Source organism: Micromonospora sp. WMMD735 (genome assembly GCF_049178995.1).
GTDB classification, from domain to species: Bacteria; Actinomycetota; Actinomycetes; order Mycobacteriales; family Micromonosporaceae; genus Micromonospora; species Micromonospora wenchangensis.
Genome location: NZ_JBMHMJ010000002.1, coordinates 627779 through 647480 on the forward strand (window position 1 = coordinate 627779; position 19702 = coordinate 647480).

The window sequence follows — 19702 nt, forward strand, 5'->3', positions numbered from 1 at the left end:
ATCAGTCGGGGAAGGCCAGCAGCCGCAGCAGCCGGGCCAGCCGGGCCTGGTCCTGCGCCGGCACGACGGACATCGAGTCGATCCCCACGGCGCGGACGGCGTCGCGGGCGCGGGCGAACAGGTCCCGGCCGGCGTCGGTGGCGACGAGGACGTTGGCCCGCCGGTCGGCGGGGTCGGCGTGCCGCTCGACGAGGTGCCGCTGTTCCAGCCCGTCGACGAGGGCGACGACCTGGCTCGGGTCGAGCCGCAGGAACTCGGCGAGCTCCCGCTGGGTCGGGCGGGCGTCGTCGGCGGCCAGCGCGAGCACCGAGTAGGAGCGGGCCTTCAGGCCGTAGGTGGCCAGGGCGGCGTTCGCCGCGGCGAGGGCGAGCGCGTTGGCGCGGGCCAGCAGGAAGCTCAGGTCACCGGCGAGCGCGCTGTCCCGCAGCCGGTCGCTGCCGGTCGACCGGGTCCGTTCGGCGGGCATGGCGACGATGGTAGCAAGCTTCCTGAATAATTGACATTCTCAATGGTTCGTGCTCAGATCGCATCGACGGAAGGGAGTGCCCATGTCACTGGACGGCAGAGTCGCCATCGTCACCGGCTCCGGGCGGGGCCTCGGCCTGGCCTACGCCCGGGAGCTGGCGCGGCGGGGCGCCCACGTCGTGGTCAACGACGTCGACGCCGACGTCACGGCCGAGGCGGTGGCCACGATCGAGGCGTCCGGCGGGCGGGCCGTCGGGGTGACCGCGCCGGTGGGCCCGACCGAGACGGCCCAGGAACTGGTCGACACCGCCCTGGCCGCGTTCGGCCGGCTCGACGCCCTGGTCACCAACGCCGGGGTCCTGCGCGACACCGTGCTGTGGAAGATGAGCGACGACGACTTCGACACCGTCGTCACCGTGCACCTGCGCGGCACCTTCACCACCGTGCGCGCGGCGGTGCGGCACATGCGGCAGGCCGGCGAGGGCGGCCGGATCATCTGCATCGGCTCGCCCACCGGCCAGCGGGGCACCTTCGGCCAGACCAACTACGCGGCGGCCAAGGCGGGCATCGTCGGCATGGTGCGCACCTGGGCGCTGGAGCTGAAGCGGGCCGGCATCACCGCCAACACCGTCGTCCCGGTCGCCGCGACCGCGATGACCGCCACCGTCCCCTACTTCGCCGCCGCCGTCCGCGCCGAGGCCGACGGTGAGCCGATGCCCGCGTTCTTCCGGCACGACCTCGGCTTCGGCACCGTCGACGACGTGGCCGGGCTGGTCGCCTTCCTCGCCTCCGACGCGGCGGCCAAGATCACCGGGCAGGTGATCGGGGTCGGCGGCGACCGCCTGCAGATCTGGACCCACCCGGAGGCGGCGCTGACCGCCTACCGCGAGGGCGGCTGGACCTACGACGCGCTGGTGGAGGCCTGGCCGACGACGTTCGACGGGGCCGCGCAGAGCGTCGGCGAACGCTTCCCCGAACTGCCCGCCCAGTTCCAGCCGGCGAGCCCCTGACCCGGCCGACCGTCACCTGACCGACGAGACCGTCCGCCCGCCCCGCCGGCCCGGACCCGCCCGACGGAGGCCGCCGCCCGTGTACCAGTCCGCAATCGACCTCGACGCCGTCACCGCGATCGACATGCACGTGCACATCGAGGTCGACGACCACGGCCACGCCTCGCTGCCCGAACCGCTGGTGGCCGCCGTGTCGAAGTACTTCCGCACCGACGGGCCCCGACCCGCCGTCGACGCGGTGGCCCGGTACTACCGCGAGCGGCAGATGGCGGCCGTCGTCTTCACCGTCGACGCGGGCACCCAACTGCGGCACCCGCCGCTGTCCAGCGCCGAGATCGCCCGCGCCGCCGCCGAGCACGCCGACGTGCTCATCCCCTTCGGGTCGGTCGACCCGCGCACCGGCCCGGCGGCCGTCGACCTCGCCACCCGGCTGATCGAGCAGGAGGGGGTACGCGGGTTCAAGTTCCACCCCACGGTGCAGGGCTTCGACCCCGGCCACGAGGCGTACGCCCCGCTGTGGGCCCTGATCGAACGCGCCGGCCTCCCGGCGATCTTCCACACCGGACAGACCGGCATCGGCGCGGGCCTGCCCGGCGGCTACGGCCTGCGGCTCGGGCTGTCCAACCCGATGCTGCTCGACCCGGTCGCCGCCGACTTCCCCGACCTGCAGATCGTCATGGCCCACCCGTCGGTGCCCTGGCAGGACGAGGCGCTGTCGGTGGCCACCCACAAGCCCAACACCTGGATCGACCTGTCCGGCTGGAGCCCGAAGTACTTCCCGGCCGCGCTGGTGCGCCACGCCAACTCGGTGCTGAGGCACCGGGTGCTGTTCGGCACCGACTATCCGCTGCTGACCCCCGACCGGTGGTTGCGTGACGTGGCGGCCACCGACCTGAGGCCGGAGGTGCTCCCGGGCATCCTCAAGGACAACGCGGCCCGGCTGCTGGGTCTCGCCCCGCACCGACGAGAGGAGTCGCCATGACGACGACCATCACCTACGACCAGCTCGCCGACCTCGCCGGCACCGACCTCGGGCACACCGGCTACCGGACGGTCACCCAGGACCAGGTGAACCTGTTCGCCGACGCCACCGACGACCACCAGTGGATCCACGTGGACCCGCAGCGGGCGGCGGCCGGCCCGTTCGGCGCGCCGATCGCCCACGGCTTCCTCACCCTGTCGCTGGCGGTGCCGTTCTGGACCGAGCTGCTGGAGGTCAAGGGCGTGTCCACCAAGGTGAACTACGGCCTGGACCGGGTGCGCTTCCCCGCACCGGTCGTGGTCGGCGCGCGGGTGCGGATGCGGGCCACCGTCGTCGAGGTGACCGAGGTGCGGGACGGCTACCAGCTCACCGTCGACCAGACCATCGAGATCGAGGGCGGCACCAAGCCGGCGGTGGTCGCCCGGGGGTTGTACCGCTTCCACGCCTGAGGCCCCGCGTCCGGCCAGCTGATCATCCCACCTCCACCACCAGGAGACTGCTGATGCACCAGCACGGAATCGGCGCCTGGGTGGCCCGGCGTCGGCTCAGGTCCCCGGACCGGGTCGCCCTCGTGCACGGCGCGGGCGCGACCGTCACCTACGCGCAGTTCGCCGACGCCGTGGACCGGGCCGCGGCGGTGCTGCGGGAGTACGGCGTCGGCACCGGCGACACCGTCGCCTACCTCGGCGAGAACAGCCCCGAGTTCCTCCAGGTGATGTTCGGGACGGTGCGGCTCGGTGCCGTGTTCGTGCCGGTCAACACCCGGCTCGCACCTCCCGAGATCGGCCACGTGCTGACCGACTGCGCGGCCCGGGTGCTGATCCACGACCCGGACTTCGCGGTGCCGGTGGCCGCCGCGCTGCCGACCACCCGGCCCCCACGGGTGCTGGTCACCGGCGAGGGCACCCCGGACCGGCCGGGCCTGGCGACGCTGACCCGCGACGCCGACCCGGCACGGGCCGGGCACGCCGACCCCGGCCCCGCCGACCCGGCGGCGATCGTCTACACCTCGGGCACCACCGGCCGGGCCAAGGGCGCGGTGCTCACCCACGGCAACCTGACCTGGGTGGCGCTCAACTGCGTGGTCGACTACGACGTGGTCTCCACCGACGTGGCGCTGATGATCTCGCCGCTGTTCCACGTCGCCTCGCTGGGGATGGGCGCGCTGCCCGTCATCCTCAAGGGGGCCACGATGGTCATCGAGCGCGGTTTCGAGCCGGGCCGGGCGCTCGCGCAGATCGCCAGGCACCGGGTGACCATGCTCAGCGGCGTGCCGACCACCTACCAACTGCTGGCCGACCACCCCGACTGGGCCTCGACCGACCTGTCCACGCTGACGAAGCTCACCTGCGGCGGGTCCGCCGTGCCGACCCGCGTCCTCGACGCGTACGAGGCGCGCGGCCTGTCGTTCTCCCAGGGGTACGGGATGACCGAGGCGTCGCCGGGCGCGACCGCGCTGCCGCCGGCGATGACCCGGGCCAAGCAGGGCAGCGTCGGCCTGCCGCACTTCTTCACCGACGTCCGGGTCACCGACCCGACAGGTGCGGTGCTGCCCCCCGGAGCGGTGGGTCAGATCGAGGTGGCCGGGCCCAACGTCTTCCCCGGCTACCACGGCCTGCCGGAGGCGACCGCCGAGGCGTTCACCGCCGACGGCTGGTTCCGCTCCGGCGACCTGGGCCGCCTGGACGACGACGGCTACCTCTACGTCTCCGGCCGGCTCAAGGACATGATCATCTCGGGTGGCGAGAACATCTACCCGGCCGAACTCGAACTGCTGCTCGGCGAGATCGACGGGGTGGTGTCGGCGGCCGTGATCGGGGTGCCTGACGACCGCTGGGGGGAGGTGCCGTGGGCGGTGCTGACGGTCCGGGCGGGGGCCTCGGTGGACACCGGCACCGTCCGGGCCCACCTCGACGGCCGGGTCGCCCGCTACAAGCTGCCGAAGAACGTGGTCGTCGTGGACGAGCTGCCGCGCACCGCGTCGGGGAAGGTCAGGAAGGCCGAGCTGCGGGCGCGGTTCGCCGGCTGACCGTGGGCCGGTGGGTGACCAGGGCGGCGAACTCCGCCGCGGACGCCTCGGCCAGCGCCCGGTGCGCCAGGCGGTAGGTCTGCGCCGACCGGGCGGCCGGCCACTGCGCGTCCATGAACTCGGCAGGCAGTCTCGGATCGGCCCGCAGCAGCGCCAGCCAGTCCGCCACCAGCATCGTGCGCAGGGTCAGCGCGCCCGCCGTCGCCGTGGTCGCGGCCGGGTCGGCCCACCTGTCGATGAACGCCAGGTGCTCGCGCCGGATCGCCTCGATGTCCCAGGCGGCGCGGACGCTGTCGCCGATCGGGAAGCCGGCGAGTTCGCGGGCGTGGAAGGCGACCACGGGGTGCGGGGCGAGATCCCGGCGCAGCGGCTCCAACGACCCGGCGAGGTCGACCTCGCCGGGGGCCAGCCACAGCCCGTCGCGGATCGGGGCGAAACCCTCCCAGGTGAGCGTGGAGCGCAGCCGGTGCCGCAGCGTCCGCTGCTCCTCCGGGATCGAGAAGGTGACGAGGGTCCAACCGCTGCCCTGCGGGTCGAACGGCCGCGGCCCGCGCACCCGGTACGTCGCCTCCCGCAGCACCGCCGCCCCGTGCTCGGTCAGCGAGAACAGCGTCTCCCGACCACTGCGCCCCCGGGCGAGGACGCCGCTGCGCACCAGCCGGTCGAGGGTGGCCCGGGTCGCCGGCGCGGCGACCCCCGCCCCCTCCAGCACGGTGATCAGGACACTGGCCCGGATCGGCCCGGTGTCGCCGTCGACGACGTGTTCGCCGAAGAAGGCGAGCACCAGCTGCTTGGGCTGTCGCCTAGCCACAGTCATCCCCTCCGCCGCCTCTGACGCCCGGCGCGCTCACGGCGCGGGTCGCGGGGCCACATTCTGCCCGCGTCTGGCCCGCTGGATCTCGCCGTAGACGTGCGTGCGCAGTTCGGTGAACCGGGGCAGGGCGCGGGTGGTGATCTGGTCGCGGTCGGCGGGCAGGTCGATCACCAGGTCCTCGCGTACCCGGGTCGGCGCGTGGGAGAGCACCAGCACCCGCTGCCCGAGGTAGACCGACTCGTCGATGTCGTGGGTGACGAACAGCACCGAGATCCCGCGTCGGGCGTGCAGCTCCCGCACCAGGTCCTCCAGGTCGGCCCGGGTCTGCGCGTCCACCGCCGCGAACGGCTCGTCCATGATCAGGACCTCCGGCTGGTACGCGACGGCCCGCGCGATCGCCACCCGCTGCTGCATCCCGCCGGAGAGCTGCCACGGGTGGCTGCGGGCGGCGTGCGCCAGGCCCACCGCGTCGAGCGCGTCGGCGACCAGGGTGTGCCGCTGCGCGCGGGACAGCCGCTTGTGCCGCAGCGGCAGCTCGACGTTGCCGCGTACGGTCAGCCACGGGTAGAGGCTGCGGCCGTACTCCTGGAACACCACGGCCATGGCGGGGCTGGGGCCGGTGACCGGCGCGCCGTGCATCTCGACGGTGCCGCCGGTCGGGCGCAGCAGCCCGGCGAGGCACTTCAGCAGGGTGGTCTTGCCGCACCCGGACGGCCCGACGATGCAGACGAGTTCGCCGGCGTCCATCGTGAAGCTGAGGTCCCCGATCGCCTCGACGTCGCCGGTACGGGCCCGGTAGACCTTGTTGAGCTGCGTCACCCGCAGCAGGGTGCCCCGGTCAGACACGGTTGACCTCCCTGATTCCGTGGTACCAGCGCAGCACGCGCCGCTCGACGACCCCGAAGACGACGGCGAGCAGCACGCCGACCCCGCCGAGCAGCAGGATGCCGCTCCACATCTCGGCGACGAGGTAGTTGCGTTGGAAGTAGGCGATCCGGTAACCCAGCCCGGCCGACGAGGCGAACATCTCGGAGATCACCATCAGGATGAGCGCGACCGAGAGGGCCTGCCGGACCCCGGCCATGATCCGGGGGCTGGCGGCGGGGAGCACCAGGAACCACAGCCGCTCCCACCGGGTGACCCGGAACGACCGTGCGGTCTGCGTCAGCACGCTGTCGATGCCCCGTACCCCCTCGACGGTGTTGAGCAGGATCGGCCAGACCGCGCCGGAGACGATCACCACGACCTTCATGGTGTCGGTGATGCCGAGCAGGAGCATCGCCACCGGGATCAGCACCGGTGGCGGGACGGCCCGGAGGAACTCCAGCAGCGGTTCGAGCAGTTCGCGCAACCACGGGGTCAGGCCGATGACGGTGCCGGCGGCGACGCCGAGCACGATCGACGCGGCGACCCCGAGACCGAGGCGGTAGAGGCTGGGCAGCACGTCCTGGGCGAACGCGGGCCCGATCCAGGTGTCGACGAAGGCGTCGGCGATCGTCACCGGGTCGGGGAAGAACCGGTTCGTCGCCCTGGTCGCCACCAGGCCCCAGAGCACCAGCAGCAGCATCGGCAGCCCGAGCGCGTGCAGCAGGCCCGCCACGGCCCGGGTGCCGGCCCGGCGGCGTGGCGCGGCGACGATCCGGCCCGGGTACGCGGTCACAGCGCCCGCTCCCCACGGACGGACTCGTGCCAGGACAGCGTCCGCCGTTCGACGAACCGGAAGACGAGGTTCACCGCCAGCCCGAGCAGGCCGGTGACCACGACGAGGGCGTACAGGCCGACCGCGTCGCCGCCGGAGCGGGACAGCTCGATCATGCGGCCGAGGCCGGGGTTGCCGATCACCATCTCGGCGGTGATGGCCAGGATGAGCGCCACCGCCGCCGCCAGCCGCAGACCCGTCATCAGGTACGGCAGGGTGGTCGGCAGGACGAGGTGCGTCCACTGCTCGCGGCGGCGCAGGCCGAAGCTGCGCGCGGTGTCCCGGGCGACCGCGTCGACGTCGGCGACCCCGTAGATCACCTGCACGAACACCTGCCAGAACGACGCGTAGACGATGATGACCAGGGCGGCCTGCCGCTGGATGCCGAACATCAGCACGGCGAGCGGGATGAGCGCGACCGACGGGATCGGGCGCAGGAACTCGACCATCGTGTGGGTGCTCCGGCGTAGGAACGGCACCAGGCCGACGAGGGTGCCGAGGGCGACGGCGGCGAGGGTCGCCACGGTCAGCCCGATCGCCCAGGAGGTCATGGTGCTGCCGAGCCGCCGCCAGAACGCCAGGTCGACGAGCTGTTCGGCGAGCCGGGCCAGCACGTCGGTCACGTACGGCAGGTACTGCGGGTCGATCAGGCCCAGCGTCGGGATCGCCTGCCAACCGACGAGGAAGGCGGCCAGGCCGGTGACGCCGAGCAGCGTCCTGCGCAACGCGGGTGGCCGTCGGGTGGTGGGCACGGGCGGGTCACCTCCGAGGGTGGCGTCGCCCGGCGGCCGGGCCGCCGGGGCGTCGCCGGGTCGGCTACTGCTGGCGGACGAGCCGGTCGAGGTCGGGTTGCCGGTCGAGCACCCGGTACCTGCCGGCGAGTTCGGCGAGCGTCTGGAGGCTGCCCCGGTCGACGTCCCAGCCGAACGCCGGCAGCCTGACCGACTCCGCCACCGGCGGCGGCAGTTGGAGGTTGTCCTTGATGGCCTGCCGCAGGGCCGGCGCGTTGGCCGGGTCCTGCGCCCACTGGAGGGTCTTCTTCATCGCCGCGGAGAAGTCCTCGACCAGCTCGGCGTCCTTGTCGAGGCGGGCGGTGGTGGTGATGGTGGTCAGGGTGGCAAGGCCCGGCACCACCGCCTGGTAGGGCGCCACGACGAACCTGTCGCCCCGGCCCTTCAGCTGGGTGACGAAGGGTTCCGGCACCCAGGCGGCGTCGATGTTGCCCGCCGCGAGCTGGGCCGGGGCGTCCGGGAAGGCCACCTCGACGAACTTGACCTTCCTGGGGTCGCCGCCGTCCTTCTCCACCGCCGCCATGATCGTGACGTCGCCGGCCGCGCCCAGGCTGTTGACCGCGACCCGTTTGCCGGCGAGGTCGGCCGGCCGGGTGACACCCGACTTCGCCGAGGCCACCACGGCGTTGATGTCGTCGCCCTGGGCGTAGGAGGAGGCGTAGTTGCCGATGATGACGACGCCGAGGTTCTGCAGGTCGGCGCGGAACGGGCCGAACGGCTGGCCGATGGCGAAGTCGATGTCGCCGTTCATCAGCGCCGGGATGGCCTGCGCGCCGCCCTGGGCGGGCAGCACCTCGACCTGGAGCCCGCGCTCGGCGAACAGGCCCGCCTTGATGCCGCCCCACAGCGCGGCGGTCTCGGTGATCGGCAGCGCCGCGACCCGGACCTTGCGCAGGTCGCCGGAGGTCGGCGCGGACGGGGTGGAGGCGTCGGAGTCGGTACATCCGGTGAGGGCGACCGCGGCGGCGATCAACCCGAGAGCCATGACCTTCTTCATTGACGAGGCCCTTCCTGGGCGGGGGTGGTGGGGTGCGTCGGAAGTCGGCGGGATGCCTCGGACCTGCGGGGGGAACCAACCGCTGCGTGGGGGCGCACGCCGCTGTGGTGGCCATGGTCAGCCACCCCGACATCGAAAGTCAAGAATTTCTGACGCCCGTCATGAATCAGTTGAACGACGTTGCGTCGTGGTGGCGTCGCTCAGACCTCGGGCAGGCCCACGTAGTTCTCGGCCAGGCTCGTCGCGTACGCCCGCGAGGTGGCGGCGTACCGCAGCGTCGCGGTCTGCAACTTCGCCTCGTACGGGTCGTCGTGCGCCAGCCGGTGCAGCATCGAGGTCATCCACCAGGAGAAGTGCTGGGCCCGCCAGACCCGGCGCAGCGCGGTGGTCGAGTAGCCCGCCAGCAGGTCGGTGCGGCCGTGGGAGTACCACGCGGCGAACGCCTCGCCGAGCAGCGCCACGTCGGCCAGCGCCAGGTTCATGCCCTTGGCCCCGGTGGGCGGGACGATGTGCACGGCGTCCCCGGCCAGGTACAGCCGCTCCCACTGCATCGGCTCCACCACGAAACTGCGCATCGGGGTGATCGACTTCTCCAGCACCGGCCCCTCGGTGAGCGACCAGCCCGGCACCGTCTCCAGCCGGACCCGCAGCTCCGCCCAGATCCGTTCGTCCGGCCACGCGGCGATGTCCTCGTCCGGGGCGACCTGGAGGTAGAGCCGGGAGACCTGCGGTGAGCGCATGCTGTAGAGGGCGAAACCCCGGTCGTGGTGGGCGTAGACGAGTTCCTCCACGGCCGGCGCGGCGGCGGCGAGCACCCCCAGCCAGGCGAACGGGTACGCCCGCTCGTAGCTGGTCAGCACCCCGTCGGGCACCGCGCCCCGGCTCACCCCGTGGAACCCGTCGCAGCCGGCCACGAAGTCGCAGCGCAGTTCCTCGTCGCGGCCGTCGCGTCGGTAGTGGACCACCGGGTCGGGGGAGTCGAGCCCGTCCAGCCGGGTCACCCCGGCGTCGAACAGGATCGTGCCGCCGGCCGCGAGGCGCGCGGCGATCAGGTCCTTGACCACCTCCTGCTGCCCGTAGACGGTGATCGCCCGCCCGGTCAGCTCGGTCATCGGCACCCGGTGCGACTCCCCGGCGAAGCGCAGTTCGATGCCCTCGTGCCGCAGCCCCTCGCGGAGCAGTCGCTCGCCGACGCCGGTGCGGCACAGCAGGTCGACCGACCCCTGTTCGAGCACCCCGGCGCGCAGCCGGTGCTCGACGTGCTCGCGGCTGCGGCTCTCCAGCACCACCGAGGAGATGCCCTGCCGGTGCAGCAGGTGCGACAGCATGAGCCCCGCCGGCCCGGCGCCGACGATGCCGACCTGGGTACGCATCCCGGTCCGTCCTTCCTGGACGCCGGCCCGACACCGGGGCCCGGCGGCGGGCCACCGAAAGCGTTCGCTTGGCGAACGGGTGTTCTCCCATTGAACGTTGGCACGCGACCCGGCTCCCGTCAACGCCCTGCCCGGACGATGGTCGTCCCGATGCCCGGGTCCGGGATGGACATTGACGGATGTCGCCATCGGTCGTACGTTCGACATGAGCACGACGGTCCGCATGGCGAACACCGGTCAGAGGTGAGGCGGGAGGCCCATGGCGACGCTCGTCCCGCTGGCGCAGGCCGTGGCGGAACTGGTCCGCGACGGTGACGTGGTGGCCCTGGAGGGCTTCACCCACCTCATTCCGTTCGCCGCCGGTCACGAGATCATCCGCCAGCGACGGCAGGAGCTGACCCTGGTCCGGATGACCCCCGACGTCGTCTACGACCAGCTCATCGGCGCCGGGTGCGCCCGCCGGCTGGTCTTCTCCTGGGGCGGCAACCCCGGCGTGGGGTCGCTGCACCGGTTCCGCGACGCCGTGCAGCACTCCTGGCCGCGCCCGCTGGAGCTGGAGGAACACAGCCACGCCGGGATGGCCAACCGTTACGTGGCCGGCGCGTCCGGCCTGCCGTTCGCCGTGTTGCGCGGCTACACCGGCACCGACCTGCCCCGGCACACCGCCAACGTCAGCTCGGTCGACTGCCCGTTCACCGGCGAGACCCTCACCGCCGTGGCGGCCCTGCGCCCCGACGTGACCGTGGTGCACGCCCAACGCGCCGACCGGGCCGGCAACGTGCAGCTGTGGGGCATCACCGGCGTACAGAAGGAGGCGGTGCTCGCCGCCCGCCGGTCGCTGGTCACCGTCGAGGAGGTCGTGCCCGAGCTGACCCCCGTCCCCGGGCAGGTCGTACTGCCCGGCTGGGCGGTCACCGCCGTGGCCGAGGTGCCCGGCGGCGCCCACCCCTCCTACGCCCAGGGCTACTCGGTCCGGGACAACGACTTCTACCGGGCCTGGGACGCCGTCAGCCGGGACCGCGACACCTTCCGCGCCTGGCTCGACCGGCACGTGCACCGGGCCGGGGCGGCGGCGTGACCGCGCGGCCCGCCCCCCACCCCGGGAGGCCGACGTGACCGGTCCGCCCCCGCCGGCCGGGTGGACCGCCGACGAGATGATGACCGTCGCCGCCGCCCGGCAGCTCCGCGACGGCGTCGCCTGCTTCGTCGGGATCGGACTGCCCAGCACCGCGGCGAACCTCGCCCGCGCCACCCACGCCCCGAACCTGGTGCTCGTCTACGAGTCCGGCTGCCTCGGCGCGAAACCGGACCGGCTGCCGCTGTCCATCGGCGACGGTGTCCTCGCCGACACCGCCGACGCGGTCGTGTCGGTGCCCGAGGTGTTCAACTACTGGCTCCAGCCCGGCCGGATCGATGTCGGCTTCCTCGGCGCGGCCCAACTCGACAGGTACGGCAACCTCAACACCACGGTCGTCGGCGACGACTACGCCACCCCGGCCGTCCGGCTGCCCGGCGCGGGCGGGGCACCCGAGATCGCCGCCTCCTGCCGCGAGGTCGTGGTGATCGTCCGGCAGAACCCGCGCACCTTCACCGGGCGGGTCGACTTCGTCACCTCGGTCGGCTACGGCACGGGCCCGGGGGACCGGGAACGGCTCGGCCTGCGCGGCGGCGGCCCCCGACTGGTGATCACCGACCTCGGCGTCCTGGAACCCGACCCGGTCAGCTGCGAGCTGACCCTGACCCGGTTGCACCCCGGGGTGAGCCGGGAGCAGGCGCGGGCCGCCACCGGCTGGGACCTCGCCGTCGCCGAGCCGCTGACCACGAACGAACCGCCCACGGCACACGAGCTGGCGGTGCTGCGCGCGTTGCGGGCGACGGCCGAGGGGAGCCGACCATGACCGAGGACACCACCGGCCGCCGGCTGCCGCTGCCGGTGTACCGGCGCGACGACGTCGACGCCCACCCGCCGCTGTTCAGCCCCGGCTACCGGTCGACCGTGACGCGGGCGCCCCGGCAGCCGCTGGCCCACCTGCCGCAGCGGCTGACCGAGATCACCGGGCCGCTGCTGGGCGAGGGACGCCTCGGCGACCTCGACCACGACCTGACCCGCCAGCACGACGGGTCACCACAGGGGCAGCGGATCATCGTGCACGGCCGGGTCCGCGACGGCGACGGCCGGCCGGTGCCGCGTACGTTGGTCGAGATCTGGCAGGCCAACGCCGCCGGACGCTACCGCCACGCCCGCGACACCTGGCCGGCCCCGATCGACCCGCACTTCGACGGGGTGGGCCGGACGCTCACCGACGACCAGGGGCGCTACCGGTTCGTCACCGTGCAACCGGGGGCCTACCCCTGGCGCAACCACGACAACGCCTGGCGGCCGGCGCACATCCACTTCTCCCTGTTCGGCCGGGCGTTCACCCAGCGGCTGGTGACCCAGATGTACTTCCCCGGCGACCCGCTGTTCTTCCAGGACCCGGTGCTGCACTCGGTGCGTGACCCGATGGCCCGGCAACGGCTGGTCGCCCGCTACGACCACGCCGCCACGCAGCCCGAGTGGGCGCTGGCCTACGCCTTCGACATCGTGCTGCGGGGCCGGGAGGGCACCCCCTTCGAGGACGGCGACCATGAGTGACCGGCTGGGCGTCACCCCGGCGCAGACCGTCGGGCCGTACCTGAGCATCGGCCTGCACTGGCCCGACGGCCCGTACGTCGTCCCCGAGGGCACCCCCGGCGCGTTCTGGATCCGGGGCCGGATCGTCGACGGCACCGGGGAACCCGTGGTCGACGCGCTGGTGGAGAGCTGGCAGGCCGACCCGGACGGCCGGTTCGACCACCCCGACGACCCGCGCGGGGCCCGGCCGCCGCGGCTCGCGGGATTCCGGGGGTTCGGCCGCAGCGAGACCGACGAGCAGGGGTGCTACCGGCTACTGACGGTCCGGCCGGGGCCGCTGCCCGACCCGGACGGCGGCACCGAGGCCCCGCACCTGACCCTGTCGGTGCTCGGCCGGGGGCTGCTGCACCGCCTGGTGACGCGGCTCTACTTCCCCGACGAGCAGGCGGCCAACGCCGTCGACCCGGTGCTCTCCGGGGTGGAGGCCGACCGTCGGGACACGCTGCTGGCCAGCGCCGCACCGGACGGGTTCCGCTTCGACATCCATCTGCAGGGCGACCGTGAGACCGTCTTCTTCGCCGTCTGACGGCCTGCTCTCCGGCCTGTCCGGCAGCCCGGCGGTGGACGCGGAACTCGACGATCGCGCCCTGCTGCGGGCGTTGCTCGACGCGGAGGCCGCGCTCGCCCGGGCCGGCGCCGACGCCGGCCTCGTGCCCGCCCCGGCGGCCGACGCGATCGTCACCGCGTGCCACACCGGGCGGTACGACCCGGCGGCGCTGGGCAGGGCCGCCGACGCCGCCGGGAACCCCGTCGTCCCCCTCGTGCGGGAGGTGACCGCCGCCGTGCCCGCCCCGGCCCGACCCTGGGTGCACCTCGGGGCGACCAGCCAGGACATCCTGGACACCGCGCTGAGCCTGCTGGCCGTCCGGGCGCTCGACGCGTTGCGCCCGTACCTCGACGCCGCCGTCGACGCCGCCGCCCGGCTCGCCGACACCCACCGCCACACCGTGCAGGTCGCCCGGACCCTCGGCCAGCAGGCGGCACCCACCACGTTCGGACTCAAGGCCGCCGGCTGGCTGACCGGCCTGGCCCAGGCCCGCGACCGGCTCCGGCAGGCCGGCGGCGGGCAGCCCGCGCAACTCGGCGGCGCGGTCGGCACCCTCGCCGCGCTCGGCCCGGCCGGCCCCGACGTCGCCGCCCGGTTCGCCGCCCACCTGGGGCTGCCCGCGAGCGCGTTGCCCTGGCACACCCGACGGCAGCCCCGACTCGATCTGGCCGCCGCGCTCGGTGGCCTGCTCGCGGCCACCGGCAAGGTCGCCCTCGACGTCGGACTGCTCGCCCAGACCGAGGTCGGCGAGGTCACCGAGGGCGGCGACGGACGCGGCGGCTCCTCCGCCATGCCGCACAAACGCAACCCGGTCGACGCGATCCTGGTCGGGGCCGCCGCCCGCCGTGGCCCCGGCCTCGTCGCCACCCTGTTCGCCGCGGCGGTGCAGGAGCACGAACGGGCCGCCGGCGGCTGGCACGCCGAGTGGGAGCCGCTGCGGGACCTGCTGCACCTGGCCGGGGGTGCCACCGCCCGGTCCGCCCGGCTGCTGGGCGGGCTGCGGGTCGACGCCGCCCGGATGCGGGCGAACCTCGACGCCACCGGCGGGCGGGTGCTCGCCGAGGCCGTCGCCGCCCGGCTGGCCCCCGCCGTCGGCCGCGACGTCGCGCACGACCTGGTCACCCGCGCCGCCGCCGCACCCGCGTTCCGCGCCGCGCTGCTCGCCGACCCGCAGATCCGCGCCCACCTGTCCGGGGCGGAGATCGACGAGGCGCTCGACCCGGACCGGTGGCTCGGGTCGGCCGGCCGGTTCGTCGACGCCGCGCTGGCCGTCGCCCGGGACGCCGGATCGTGACCTCCCGCCTGCACCTAACCGTCGACGGCCCGCCCACCGCGCCGGTGCTGCTGCTCGGCGGTTCCCTCGGTACCACCGGCGCGATGTGGGAACCCCAGGTCGCGGCGTTGGCCGGACGGTTCCGGGTGATCCGGTACGACCACCTGGGCCACGGCCGCTCGGCGACGCCCGCCGGGCCGTACACGGTGGAGCTGTTGGGCCGGGAGGTGCTGCGGACGCTGGACCACCTCGACGTGCCGTGGGTCCACTACGCGGGGCTGTCCCTGGGTGGCATGGTCGGCATGTGGCTCGCCGCCCACGCGCCCGACCGGGTGCGCCGGCTCGCCCTGCTGTGCACCTCGGCCCGGCTCGGCCCGCCCGACCCGTGGCGGCAACGGGCGGCCACGGTCCGCGCGGCCGGCCTGGCGGCGATCGCCGACGCGGTGCTGGCCCGCTGGTTCACCCCGCCGTTCGCCGCCGCCCACCCGGCTCTGGTGGCCGGCTACCGCGCCATGCTGACCGCGACCTCCCCGGCCGGCTACGCGGCCTGCTGCGAGGCGATCGCCGCCCTGGACCTGCGCCCCGACCTGGGCCGGATCGGCGTGTCGACGCTTGTCGTCGCCGGTGCGGACGACCCGGCGATCCCCGTCGGGCACGCCCGGGAGATCGTCGAGCGGGTCCCCGGGGCGCGGCTGGTCGTCCTCGACGCGGCGGCCCACCTGGCCAACGTCGAGCGACCCGGGCGGGTGGGCCGACTCCTGCGGGAACACTTCGACCAGGCGGGTGACTGATGGACGACCGCGAACGGCACGAGGCCGGCATGACCGTACGTCGGCAGGTGCTCGGTGACGCGCACGTCGACCGCGCGGTCGCCGGCACCGACGCGTTCACCGCCGACTTCCAGGACTTCATCACCCGCTACGCCTGGGGCGAGGTGTGGACCCGACCCGGCCTCGACCGGCGTACCCGTAGCTGCATCACCCTCGCGGTGCTCGCCGCCCTGCGCCACGAGGAGGAGCTGGCGATGCACGTGCGGGCCGCGCTGGGCAACGGGCTGACCGAACAGGAGGTGGCGGAGGTCCTGCTCCAGGTCGGCGTCTACGCTGGCGTACCGGCGGCGAACCGGGCGTTCACGGTGGCCCGGGAGGCCCTGCGGCGGGAGGCTGGGTGAGGTGGGCGGTCAGGCGGCACGGTCACCGGAGTTCGTGCAGTCGTTGGAGCGTGGGCTCGCGGTGATCCGGGCGTTCGACGCCGAGCATCCGCAGCTCACCCTGAGCGACGTGGCCCGCCGTACCGGGCTGACCCGGGCCGCGGCCCGCCGGTTCCTGCTCACCCTGGTCGAGCTGGGGTACGTGCACACCGACGGCCGGCTGTTCTCGCTGCGGGCGCGGATCCTCGCCCTCGGCTACGCCTACCTGTCCGGCCTGGGCCTGCCCGAGATCGCCCAACCGCACATGGAGGCGCTGGTCGCGCAGGTGCACGAGTCCTGCTCGGTGTCGGTGCTCGACGGCGACGAGGTGGTCTACGTCGCCCGGGTACCCACCCGACGGATCATGACGGTGGGGATCAGCGTCGGCACCCGGTTCCCCGCCTACGCCACGTCGATGGGTCGGGTGCTGCTCGCCGCGCAGCCGGCGGACCGGTTGGACGACTACCTGGCCACCGCGCGGTTGCACCAGTTGACCCGGCGCACCGTCACCGACCCGGTGCGGTTGCGGGCCGTCCTGACGAAGATCGCCGCCCAGGGGTACGCGATCGTGGACCAGGAACTGGAGGAGGGGTTGCGGTCGCTGGCCGCGCCGATCCACGGCCCGCACGGGTCGGTGGTGGCGGCGGTGAACCTGTCCGCGCACGCCTCGCGGGGGTCGTTCGAGCTGATCCGGCGCGAGTTGCTCCCGCCGCTGCTGGCCACCGCCAGGCGGATCGAGGAGGACCTGCGCGGGGCGTGAGGGCCTGGCGTCCTCACCGGACCCGGTAGAGCCGGCTCGCCGGGTCCACGACGGCGGTCAGCAGCCGGCCGGGCACGAGTCCCGGGTCGTCGGGCCGGACCGTGTCCGCCTCGAAGGGGGCGAAGCCGGGCCCGCTGATCCGCAGGTGCAGATCCAGCTCCGGGCCCTCCCCGCCGAGGTGGTGCGCCACGGTGAGGATCTCGGCGGTGGCGGCGACCCCGGTGGCGTCGAGCCGGTGGGCGTCGCTGCGGGACCGGTCGACCACCCGCCAGCCGAAGATGCCGAAGCCGACCCCGACGATGGTGGTGAACACCCCGCCGGCGACGAGCCCCCAACGTTCCCCGGGTGACACCGGCAGGTCGCCTGTCACGTCGGCGGCGAGCAGGACCGGGCCGGGCAGGCAGATGGCCACGAAGAGCAGCCGGCAGAGCAGCGCGCCGACCGGCCCGATGCGGGTCTCCGCCTCCCGGGGTGCGCTGGTCATGCCGGCACCCTAGAGCACGGTGCGGCGGGCCGGTACCCGGTACCGGCCCGCCGCACCGTGCGACCCGCCCGCGCGGCGGGCGCGCCGGTCAGCTTCCGGTGCAGGTGGCGGTGGTTCCGGTGCCGTTTCCGGTGCCCTGGAACCCGAAGCTGGTGCTCTGCCCGGCACCGAGCCGGCCGTTGTAGCTCTGGTTGGTGACGGTGATGGTGCCGCTGGTGCCGGTGGCGACGCCGTTCCACACCGAGCTGACCGCTGCGCCGCCCGGCAGGGTCAGGGTGACCCGCCAGCCGGTGAGCGCGGTGGACCCGGCGGTGACGCTGACGTTGGCGACGAACCCGCCGTTCCACTGGTCCTGCACGGCGTAGACGGCGGTGCAGCCGGCGCCGCCGGGCGGGGGAGTGGTGGGCGGGGGCGTCGTCGGCGGCGGAGTGGTCGGTGGTGGGGTGGTGGGCGGGGGAGTGGTCGGTGGTGGGGTGGTGGGGGGCGGGGTGGTGGGGGGCGGGCCGTCGAGCGTCAGGTTCTTCTGCTGGACGGTCCACTGGGTGCGGCACAGCCCGCAGTTCGCGCCGACGAAGTTGCTGCCGGCGGTGGTGTCGCCCTTGAGCCGCCACTTGAGGTAGAGCACCGCGACCCGGCCGAACTCGCCGCCGTTGGGCTGGTCGTAGGTGCCACCGTGCCCGACGTTCAGGTTGCCCATGAAGGCGGGCAGCCCGGCGGGCAGCTTGCCCCAGTCGTCCATGGCGTTGGGGTAGGCGATGTCGCTGGGCCCGCCGACGAAGTAGGCGATCGGCTTGGTGAGCCGCCGGAGCTGGTAGTCGTCGGCGTCGTTGAGCAGGCCGCTGCTGAAGATGCCGGTGGTGGTGACGCGCGGGTCGTTGGAGACGGCGTACGCCTCCAGGCCACCGCAGGAGAAGCCGGCGACGGCGACCTTGCCGGTGTCGATCCGGTTGTAGTACTTGCTGCCCTGGCGGGAGTTCTCCGCCACCGCCCAGTCGATGGACTGGGTGAGCATCTGCGAGTTGGTGGAGCCGGAGGCGTTCGGGCCGCCGTTGGCGATGGCCAGGAAGCCGTGCGAGGCGATCTCGCGCAGGAAGTTGCCCTGCGAGAGGCCGTTGGCCGAGCAGCCGCCGTTGCCCCACACGAGGATGGGCAGGCGCTCGGCCGGCAGCGTCTGGGGCCGGAAGATGGTGTGGTTGGGCAGGCTGGTCGAGGTCTCGTAGTCGGCGGGGTAGGGCCCCGAGCCGCCCACTGCGGCGTCGGCCGGCGTCGCGCCGAGGGCCATCAGCACGGCGGCTGCCGGCACGAGCGCGGCGGTCAGGCCCGCGTAGAGCTTCGATCTCCTTGGCATGCACCCTCCTGCGGGTGTCGGCGGTGGCACCCCTGCGGTGGCGGGTCTGCCGCCGGGCCCGACCAGGGTGGTCAGCACCGGCGACGGGGCGGGCCGACGTGGACGCGTCGACCGCCCGGCCGCAGTCCCCACAGGCGGTCGCGGTATGCAGTTACTATCACCGGGGTAACGAAAAGTGTCAATGTGTTGCCCGCCTGGCGGGCCGGGTGCGACGCCCGTGCGGAAACGCTCAGCCGGTGCGGCGCGGGACGCCCACCGGCTCCGGTCGAGCGGGGTCGCCCGGGGCGTCGAAGTGGGTGATCCACCGGGCGGCGTCCGGCCAGTGCGGGGCGGTCACCTCGACCAGCCGCGCCCGGGCGAGCGCGCCGAGCCGGCAGTGGACGTCGAGGAGGGTCTCCCGGGCCTGACCACGGGGCCAGGGCTGCGGCAGCAGGTGCGCGGGCAGATCCGGGTCGGTGTCGGCGAACCGCCGCCAGGCGTCCATCGCCGAGGTGCGTGCCACCAGCGCGGTGGCCGGATCGACAGTGCCGCGACGGGCCGCCGCCCGCACCGGCGCGAACCGCGCGACGAAGGCCGCGTAGCCGGCTGCCAGCCCGGTCAGGTCGTATGCGGCGGCCGGGCCGTGCGGCCCGGCCTCCTCGTCGAACCGGACGTGCAGCACCGACCAGCGGGCCCCTTCGACGGGGTCCAGCAGCGCCGAGAGTTCCGCCCGGACCGGCGCGGCGTCGACCCCCGGCCTGATCCACACGCTGTCGTAGAGGCCCACGAAGCCGTGGGCGGTCAACGCCCGGCGCACCGCGTGCCGGGCCGCCCGCCCGGAGCCGGGGATCGAGAAGGAGACCAGCACCCAGTCGCCGGTCCAGTGCGGCGGCTGCGCGCCGAAGGTCAGGAAGTGCCGCATCCGGGAGCGGTGCCTGGCGATCGCCGCGGGCGTGAGGTGGTAGACCGGCGGCCGGGTGTCGCCCCGGGCGGCGATGAGACCCCGCTTGACCAGCCGGGACAGCGCGGCACGGGCGCTGGGCTCGGTGACCCCGAACTCCCGCAGCATCGCGATGACCGCCGCCGACGGCAGGTCGGCGTCCGCGGAGTCGAGGTACTCGCCGAGCAGGGTGGCCAGCAGGTGCTGCGGGCTCGACCCGTGCTGGGCCCGGGGGGTGCGGACGTCGGGGACGGGCTGTTCGGCGGTCACCCCGTCAGATTGTCGCACCCCCGTCCGGCCGGTGCCGCCGGCCGACCCGCCCGCGGGGGCCGCCGGGCCGCCCGTCGG

The 19702-nt window shown here is 74.2% G+C and carries 22 protein-coding genes; 12 read left to right on the forward strand and 10 right to left on the reverse strand.

Features of this window, described 5'->3' with window-relative positions; translation table 11 throughout:
- Position 1: 1 nt before the first annotated feature.
- Positions 2–466, reverse strand: a complete 465-nt coding sequence (locus tag ACN268_RS02810) for a MarR family winged helix-turn-helix transcriptional regulator (RefSeq protein WP_421481576.1) — start codon at positions 464–466, stop codon at positions 2–4.
- 82 nt (positions 467–548) lie between these two features.
- Between ACN268_RS02810 and ACN268_RS02815 the strand changes: the two genes are divergently transcribed.
- From ACN268_RS02815 to ACN268_RS02830, 4 genes are all read left to right on the forward strand, one after another.
- Complete coding sequence (locus tag ACN268_RS02815) at positions 549–1475, forward strand: SDR family oxidoreductase (RefSeq protein WP_421481577.1); 927 nt, start codon at positions 549–551, stop codon at positions 1473–1475.
- 79 nt (positions 1476–1554) lie between these two features.
- Positions 1555–2457, forward strand: coding sequence for an amidohydrolase family protein (locus ACN268_RS02820; RefSeq protein ID WP_421481578.1), 903 nt, complete (start codon positions 1555–1557; stop codon positions 2455–2457).
- The gene (locus ACN268_RS02825; RefSeq protein ID WP_421481579.1) at positions 2454–2906 is read left to right on the forward strand and encodes a MaoC family dehydratase; all 453 of its coding nucleotides are present in this window, start codon (positions 2454–2456) and stop codon (positions 2904–2906) included. The genes ACN268_RS02820 and ACN268_RS02825 overlap by 4 nt, the downstream gene beginning before the upstream one ends.
- 53 nt (positions 2907–2959) lie before the next feature.
- Positions 2960–4486, forward strand: a complete 1527-nt coding sequence (locus ACN268_RS02830; RefSeq protein WP_421481580.1) for an acyl-CoA synthetase — start codon at positions 2960–2962, stop codon at positions 4484–4486.
- Here the strand turns inward: ACN268_RS02830 and ACN268_RS02835 are convergent.
- From ACN268_RS02835 to ACN268_RS02860, 6 genes are all read right to left on the reverse strand, one after another.
- Positions 4449–5303 carry a PaaX family transcriptional regulator C-terminal domain-containing protein gene (locus ACN268_RS02835; protein WP_357935270.1) on the reverse strand — a complete coding sequence of 285 codons (855 nt, stop codon included), beginning with the start codon at positions 5301–5303 and terminating at the stop codon, positions 4449–4451. The genes ACN268_RS02830 and ACN268_RS02835 overlap by 38 nt on opposite strands.
- Before the next feature lie 30 nt (positions 5304–5333).
- Positions 5334–6146 carry an ABC transporter ATP-binding protein gene (locus tag ACN268_RS02840; protein WP_204926584.1) on the reverse strand — a complete coding sequence of 271 codons (813 nt, stop codon included), beginning with the start codon at positions 6144–6146 and terminating at the stop codon, positions 5334–5336.
- A complete protein-coding gene (locus tag ACN268_RS02845) occupies positions 6139–6960 on the reverse strand; it encodes an ABC transporter permease (RefSeq protein ID WP_421481581.1) in 822 nt (273 codons plus the stop codon). Before ACN268_RS02845 ends, ACN268_RS02840 begins: the two co-directional genes overlap by 8 nt.
- A complete protein-coding gene (locus ACN268_RS02850; protein WP_363654577.1) occupies positions 6957–7751 on the reverse strand; it encodes an ABC transporter permease in 795 nt (264 codons plus the stop codon). The genes ACN268_RS02845 and ACN268_RS02850 overlap by 4 nt, the downstream gene beginning before the upstream one ends.
- A gap of 64 nt (positions 7752–7815) precedes the next feature.
- Positions 7816–8775, reverse strand: a complete 960-nt coding sequence (locus ACN268_RS02855; protein ID WP_421481582.1) for an ABC transporter substrate-binding protein — start codon at positions 8773–8775, stop codon at positions 7816–7818.
- 212 nt (positions 8776–8987) lie between these two features.
- Positions 8988–10160, reverse strand: coding sequence for a 4-hydroxybenzoate 3-monooxygenase (locus ACN268_RS02860; protein WP_421481583.1), 1173 nt, complete (start codon positions 10158–10160; stop codon positions 8988–8990).
- Between the two features lie 259 nt (positions 10161–10419).
- Between ACN268_RS02860 and ACN268_RS02865 the strand changes: the two genes are divergently transcribed.
- From ACN268_RS02865 to ACN268_RS02900, 8 genes are all read left to right on the forward strand, one after another.
- The gene (locus tag ACN268_RS02865) at positions 10420–11238 is read left to right on the forward strand and encodes a CoA transferase subunit A (RefSeq protein ID WP_421481584.1); all 819 of its coding nucleotides are present in this window, start codon (positions 10420–10422) and stop codon (positions 11236–11238) included.
- Positions 11239–11314: 76 nt separating this feature from the next.
- The gene (locus ACN268_RS02870; protein ID WP_421486793.1) at positions 11315–12058 is read left to right on the forward strand and encodes a CoA-transferase subunit beta; all 744 of its coding nucleotides are present in this window, start codon (positions 11315–11317) and stop codon (positions 12056–12058) included.
- Positions 12055–12795, forward strand: coding sequence for a protocatechuate 3,4-dioxygenase subunit beta (gene pcaH / locus ACN268_RS02875; protein WP_421481585.1), 741 nt, complete (start codon positions 12055–12057; stop codon positions 12793–12795). Before ACN268_RS02870 ends, pcaH begins: the two co-directional genes overlap by 4 nt.
- Positions 12788–13360, forward strand: coding sequence for a protocatechuate 3,4-dioxygenase subunit alpha (gene pcaG, locus ACN268_RS02880; protein WP_421481586.1), 573 nt, complete (start codon positions 12788–12790; stop codon positions 13358–13360). The genes pcaH and pcaG overlap by 8 nt, the downstream gene beginning before the upstream one ends.
- Positions 13335–14675, forward strand: coding sequence for a 3-carboxy-cis,cis-muconate cycloisomerase (gene pcaB, locus ACN268_RS02885; protein ID WP_421481587.1), 1341 nt, complete (start codon positions 13335–13337; stop codon positions 14673–14675). Before pcaG ends, pcaB begins: the two co-directional genes overlap by 26 nt.
- The gene (pcaD, locus tag ACN268_RS02890; protein ID WP_421481588.1) at positions 14672–15445 is read left to right on the forward strand and encodes a 3-oxoadipate enol-lactonase; all 774 of its coding nucleotides are present in this window, start codon (positions 14672–14674) and stop codon (positions 15443–15445) included. The genes pcaB and pcaD overlap by 4 nt, the downstream gene beginning before the upstream one ends.
- Complete coding sequence (pcaC, locus tag ACN268_RS02895; protein WP_088642633.1) at positions 15445–15825, forward strand: 4-carboxymuconolactone decarboxylase; 381 nt, start codon at positions 15445–15447, stop codon at positions 15823–15825. Before pcaD ends, pcaC begins: the two co-directional genes overlap by 1 nt.
- A gap of 1 nt (position 15826) precedes the next feature.
- Positions 15827–16603 carry an IclR family transcriptional regulator gene (locus ACN268_RS02900; RefSeq protein ID WP_421481589.1) on the forward strand — a complete coding sequence of 259 codons (777 nt, stop codon included), beginning with the start codon at positions 15827–15829 and terminating at the stop codon, positions 16601–16603.
- Between the two features lie 13 nt (positions 16604–16616).
- Here the strand turns inward: ACN268_RS02900 and ACN268_RS02905 are convergent, their stop codons facing one another.
- From ACN268_RS02905 to ACN268_RS02915, 3 genes are all read right to left on the reverse strand, one after another.
- Positions 16617–17087, reverse strand: coding sequence for a hypothetical protein (locus ACN268_RS02905; protein WP_421481590.1), 471 nt, complete (start codon positions 17085–17087; stop codon positions 16617–16619).
- 88 nt (positions 17088–17175) lie between these two features.
- The gene (locus tag ACN268_RS02910; RefSeq protein ID WP_421481591.1) at positions 17176–18435 is read right to left on the reverse strand and encodes a cellulose binding domain-containing protein; all 1260 of its coding nucleotides are present in this window, start codon (positions 18433–18435) and stop codon (positions 17176–17178) included.
- A gap of 229 nt (positions 18436–18664) precedes the next feature.
- Positions 18665–19624: a PaaX family transcriptional regulator C-terminal domain-containing protein gene (locus ACN268_RS02915; RefSeq protein WP_421481592.1), complete on the reverse strand. Its 960-nt coding sequence runs from the start codon at positions 19622–19624 to the stop codon at positions 18665–18667.
- Between the last annotated feature and the right edge of the window lie 78 nt (positions 19625–19702).

Bases quoted from the DNA above. Each gene is read 5' to 3' on its own strand.
- ACN268_RS02810 (WP_421481576.1), bottom strand. From the start codon at position 466: ATGCCCGCCGAACGGACCCGGTCGACCGGCAGCGACCGGCTGCGGGAC.
- pcaG (WP_421481586.1), top strand. From the start codon at position 12,788: ATGAGTGACCGGCTGGGCGTCACCCCGGCGCAGACCGTCGGGCCGTAC.
- pcaH (WP_421481585.1), top strand. From the start codon at position 12,055: ATGACCGAGGACACCACCGGCCGCCGGCTGCCGCTGCCGGTGTACCGG.
- ACN268_RS02825 (WP_421481579.1), top strand. From the start codon at position 2,454: ATGACGACGACCATCACCTACGACCAGCTCGCCGACCTCGCCGGCACC.
- ACN268_RS02910 (WP_421481591.1), bottom strand. From the start codon at position 18,435: ATGCCAAGGAGATCGAAGCTCTACGCGGGCCTGACCGCCGCGCTCGTG.
- ACN268_RS02855 (WP_421481582.1), bottom strand. From the start codon at position 8,775: ATGGCTCTCGGGTTGATCGCCGCCGCGGTCGCCCTCACCGGATGTACC.
- ACN268_RS02815 (WP_421481577.1), top strand. From the start codon at position 549: ATGTCACTGGACGGCAGAGTCGCCATCGTCACCGGCTCCGGGCGGGGC.
- ACN268_RS02830 (WP_421481580.1), top strand. From the start codon at position 2,960: ATGCACCAGCACGGAATCGGCGCCTGGGTGGCCCGGCGTCGGCTCAGG.
- ACN268_RS02865 (WP_421481584.1), top strand. From the start codon at position 10,420: ATGGCGACGCTCGTCCCGCTGGCGCAGGCCGTGGCGGAACTGGTCCGC.
- ACN268_RS02860 (WP_421481583.1), bottom strand. From the start codon at position 10,160: ATGCGTACCCAGGTCGGCATCGTCGGCGCCGGGCCGGCGGGGCTCATG.
- ACN268_RS02870 (WP_421486793.1), top strand. From the start codon at position 11,315: ATGATGACCGTCGCCGCCGCCCGGCAGCTCCGCGACGGCGTCGCCTGC.
- pcaC (WP_088642633.1), top strand. From the start codon at position 15,445: ATGGACGACCGCGAACGGCACGAGGCCGGCATGACCGTACGTCGGCAG.
- ACN268_RS02835 (WP_357935270.1), bottom strand. From the start codon at position 5,303: ATGACTGTGGCTAGGCGACAGCCCAAGCAGCTGGTGCTCGCCTTCTTC.
- ACN268_RS02905 (WP_421481590.1), bottom strand. From the start codon at position 17,087: ATGACCAGCGCACCCCGGGAGGCGGAGACCCGCATCGGGCCGGTCGGC.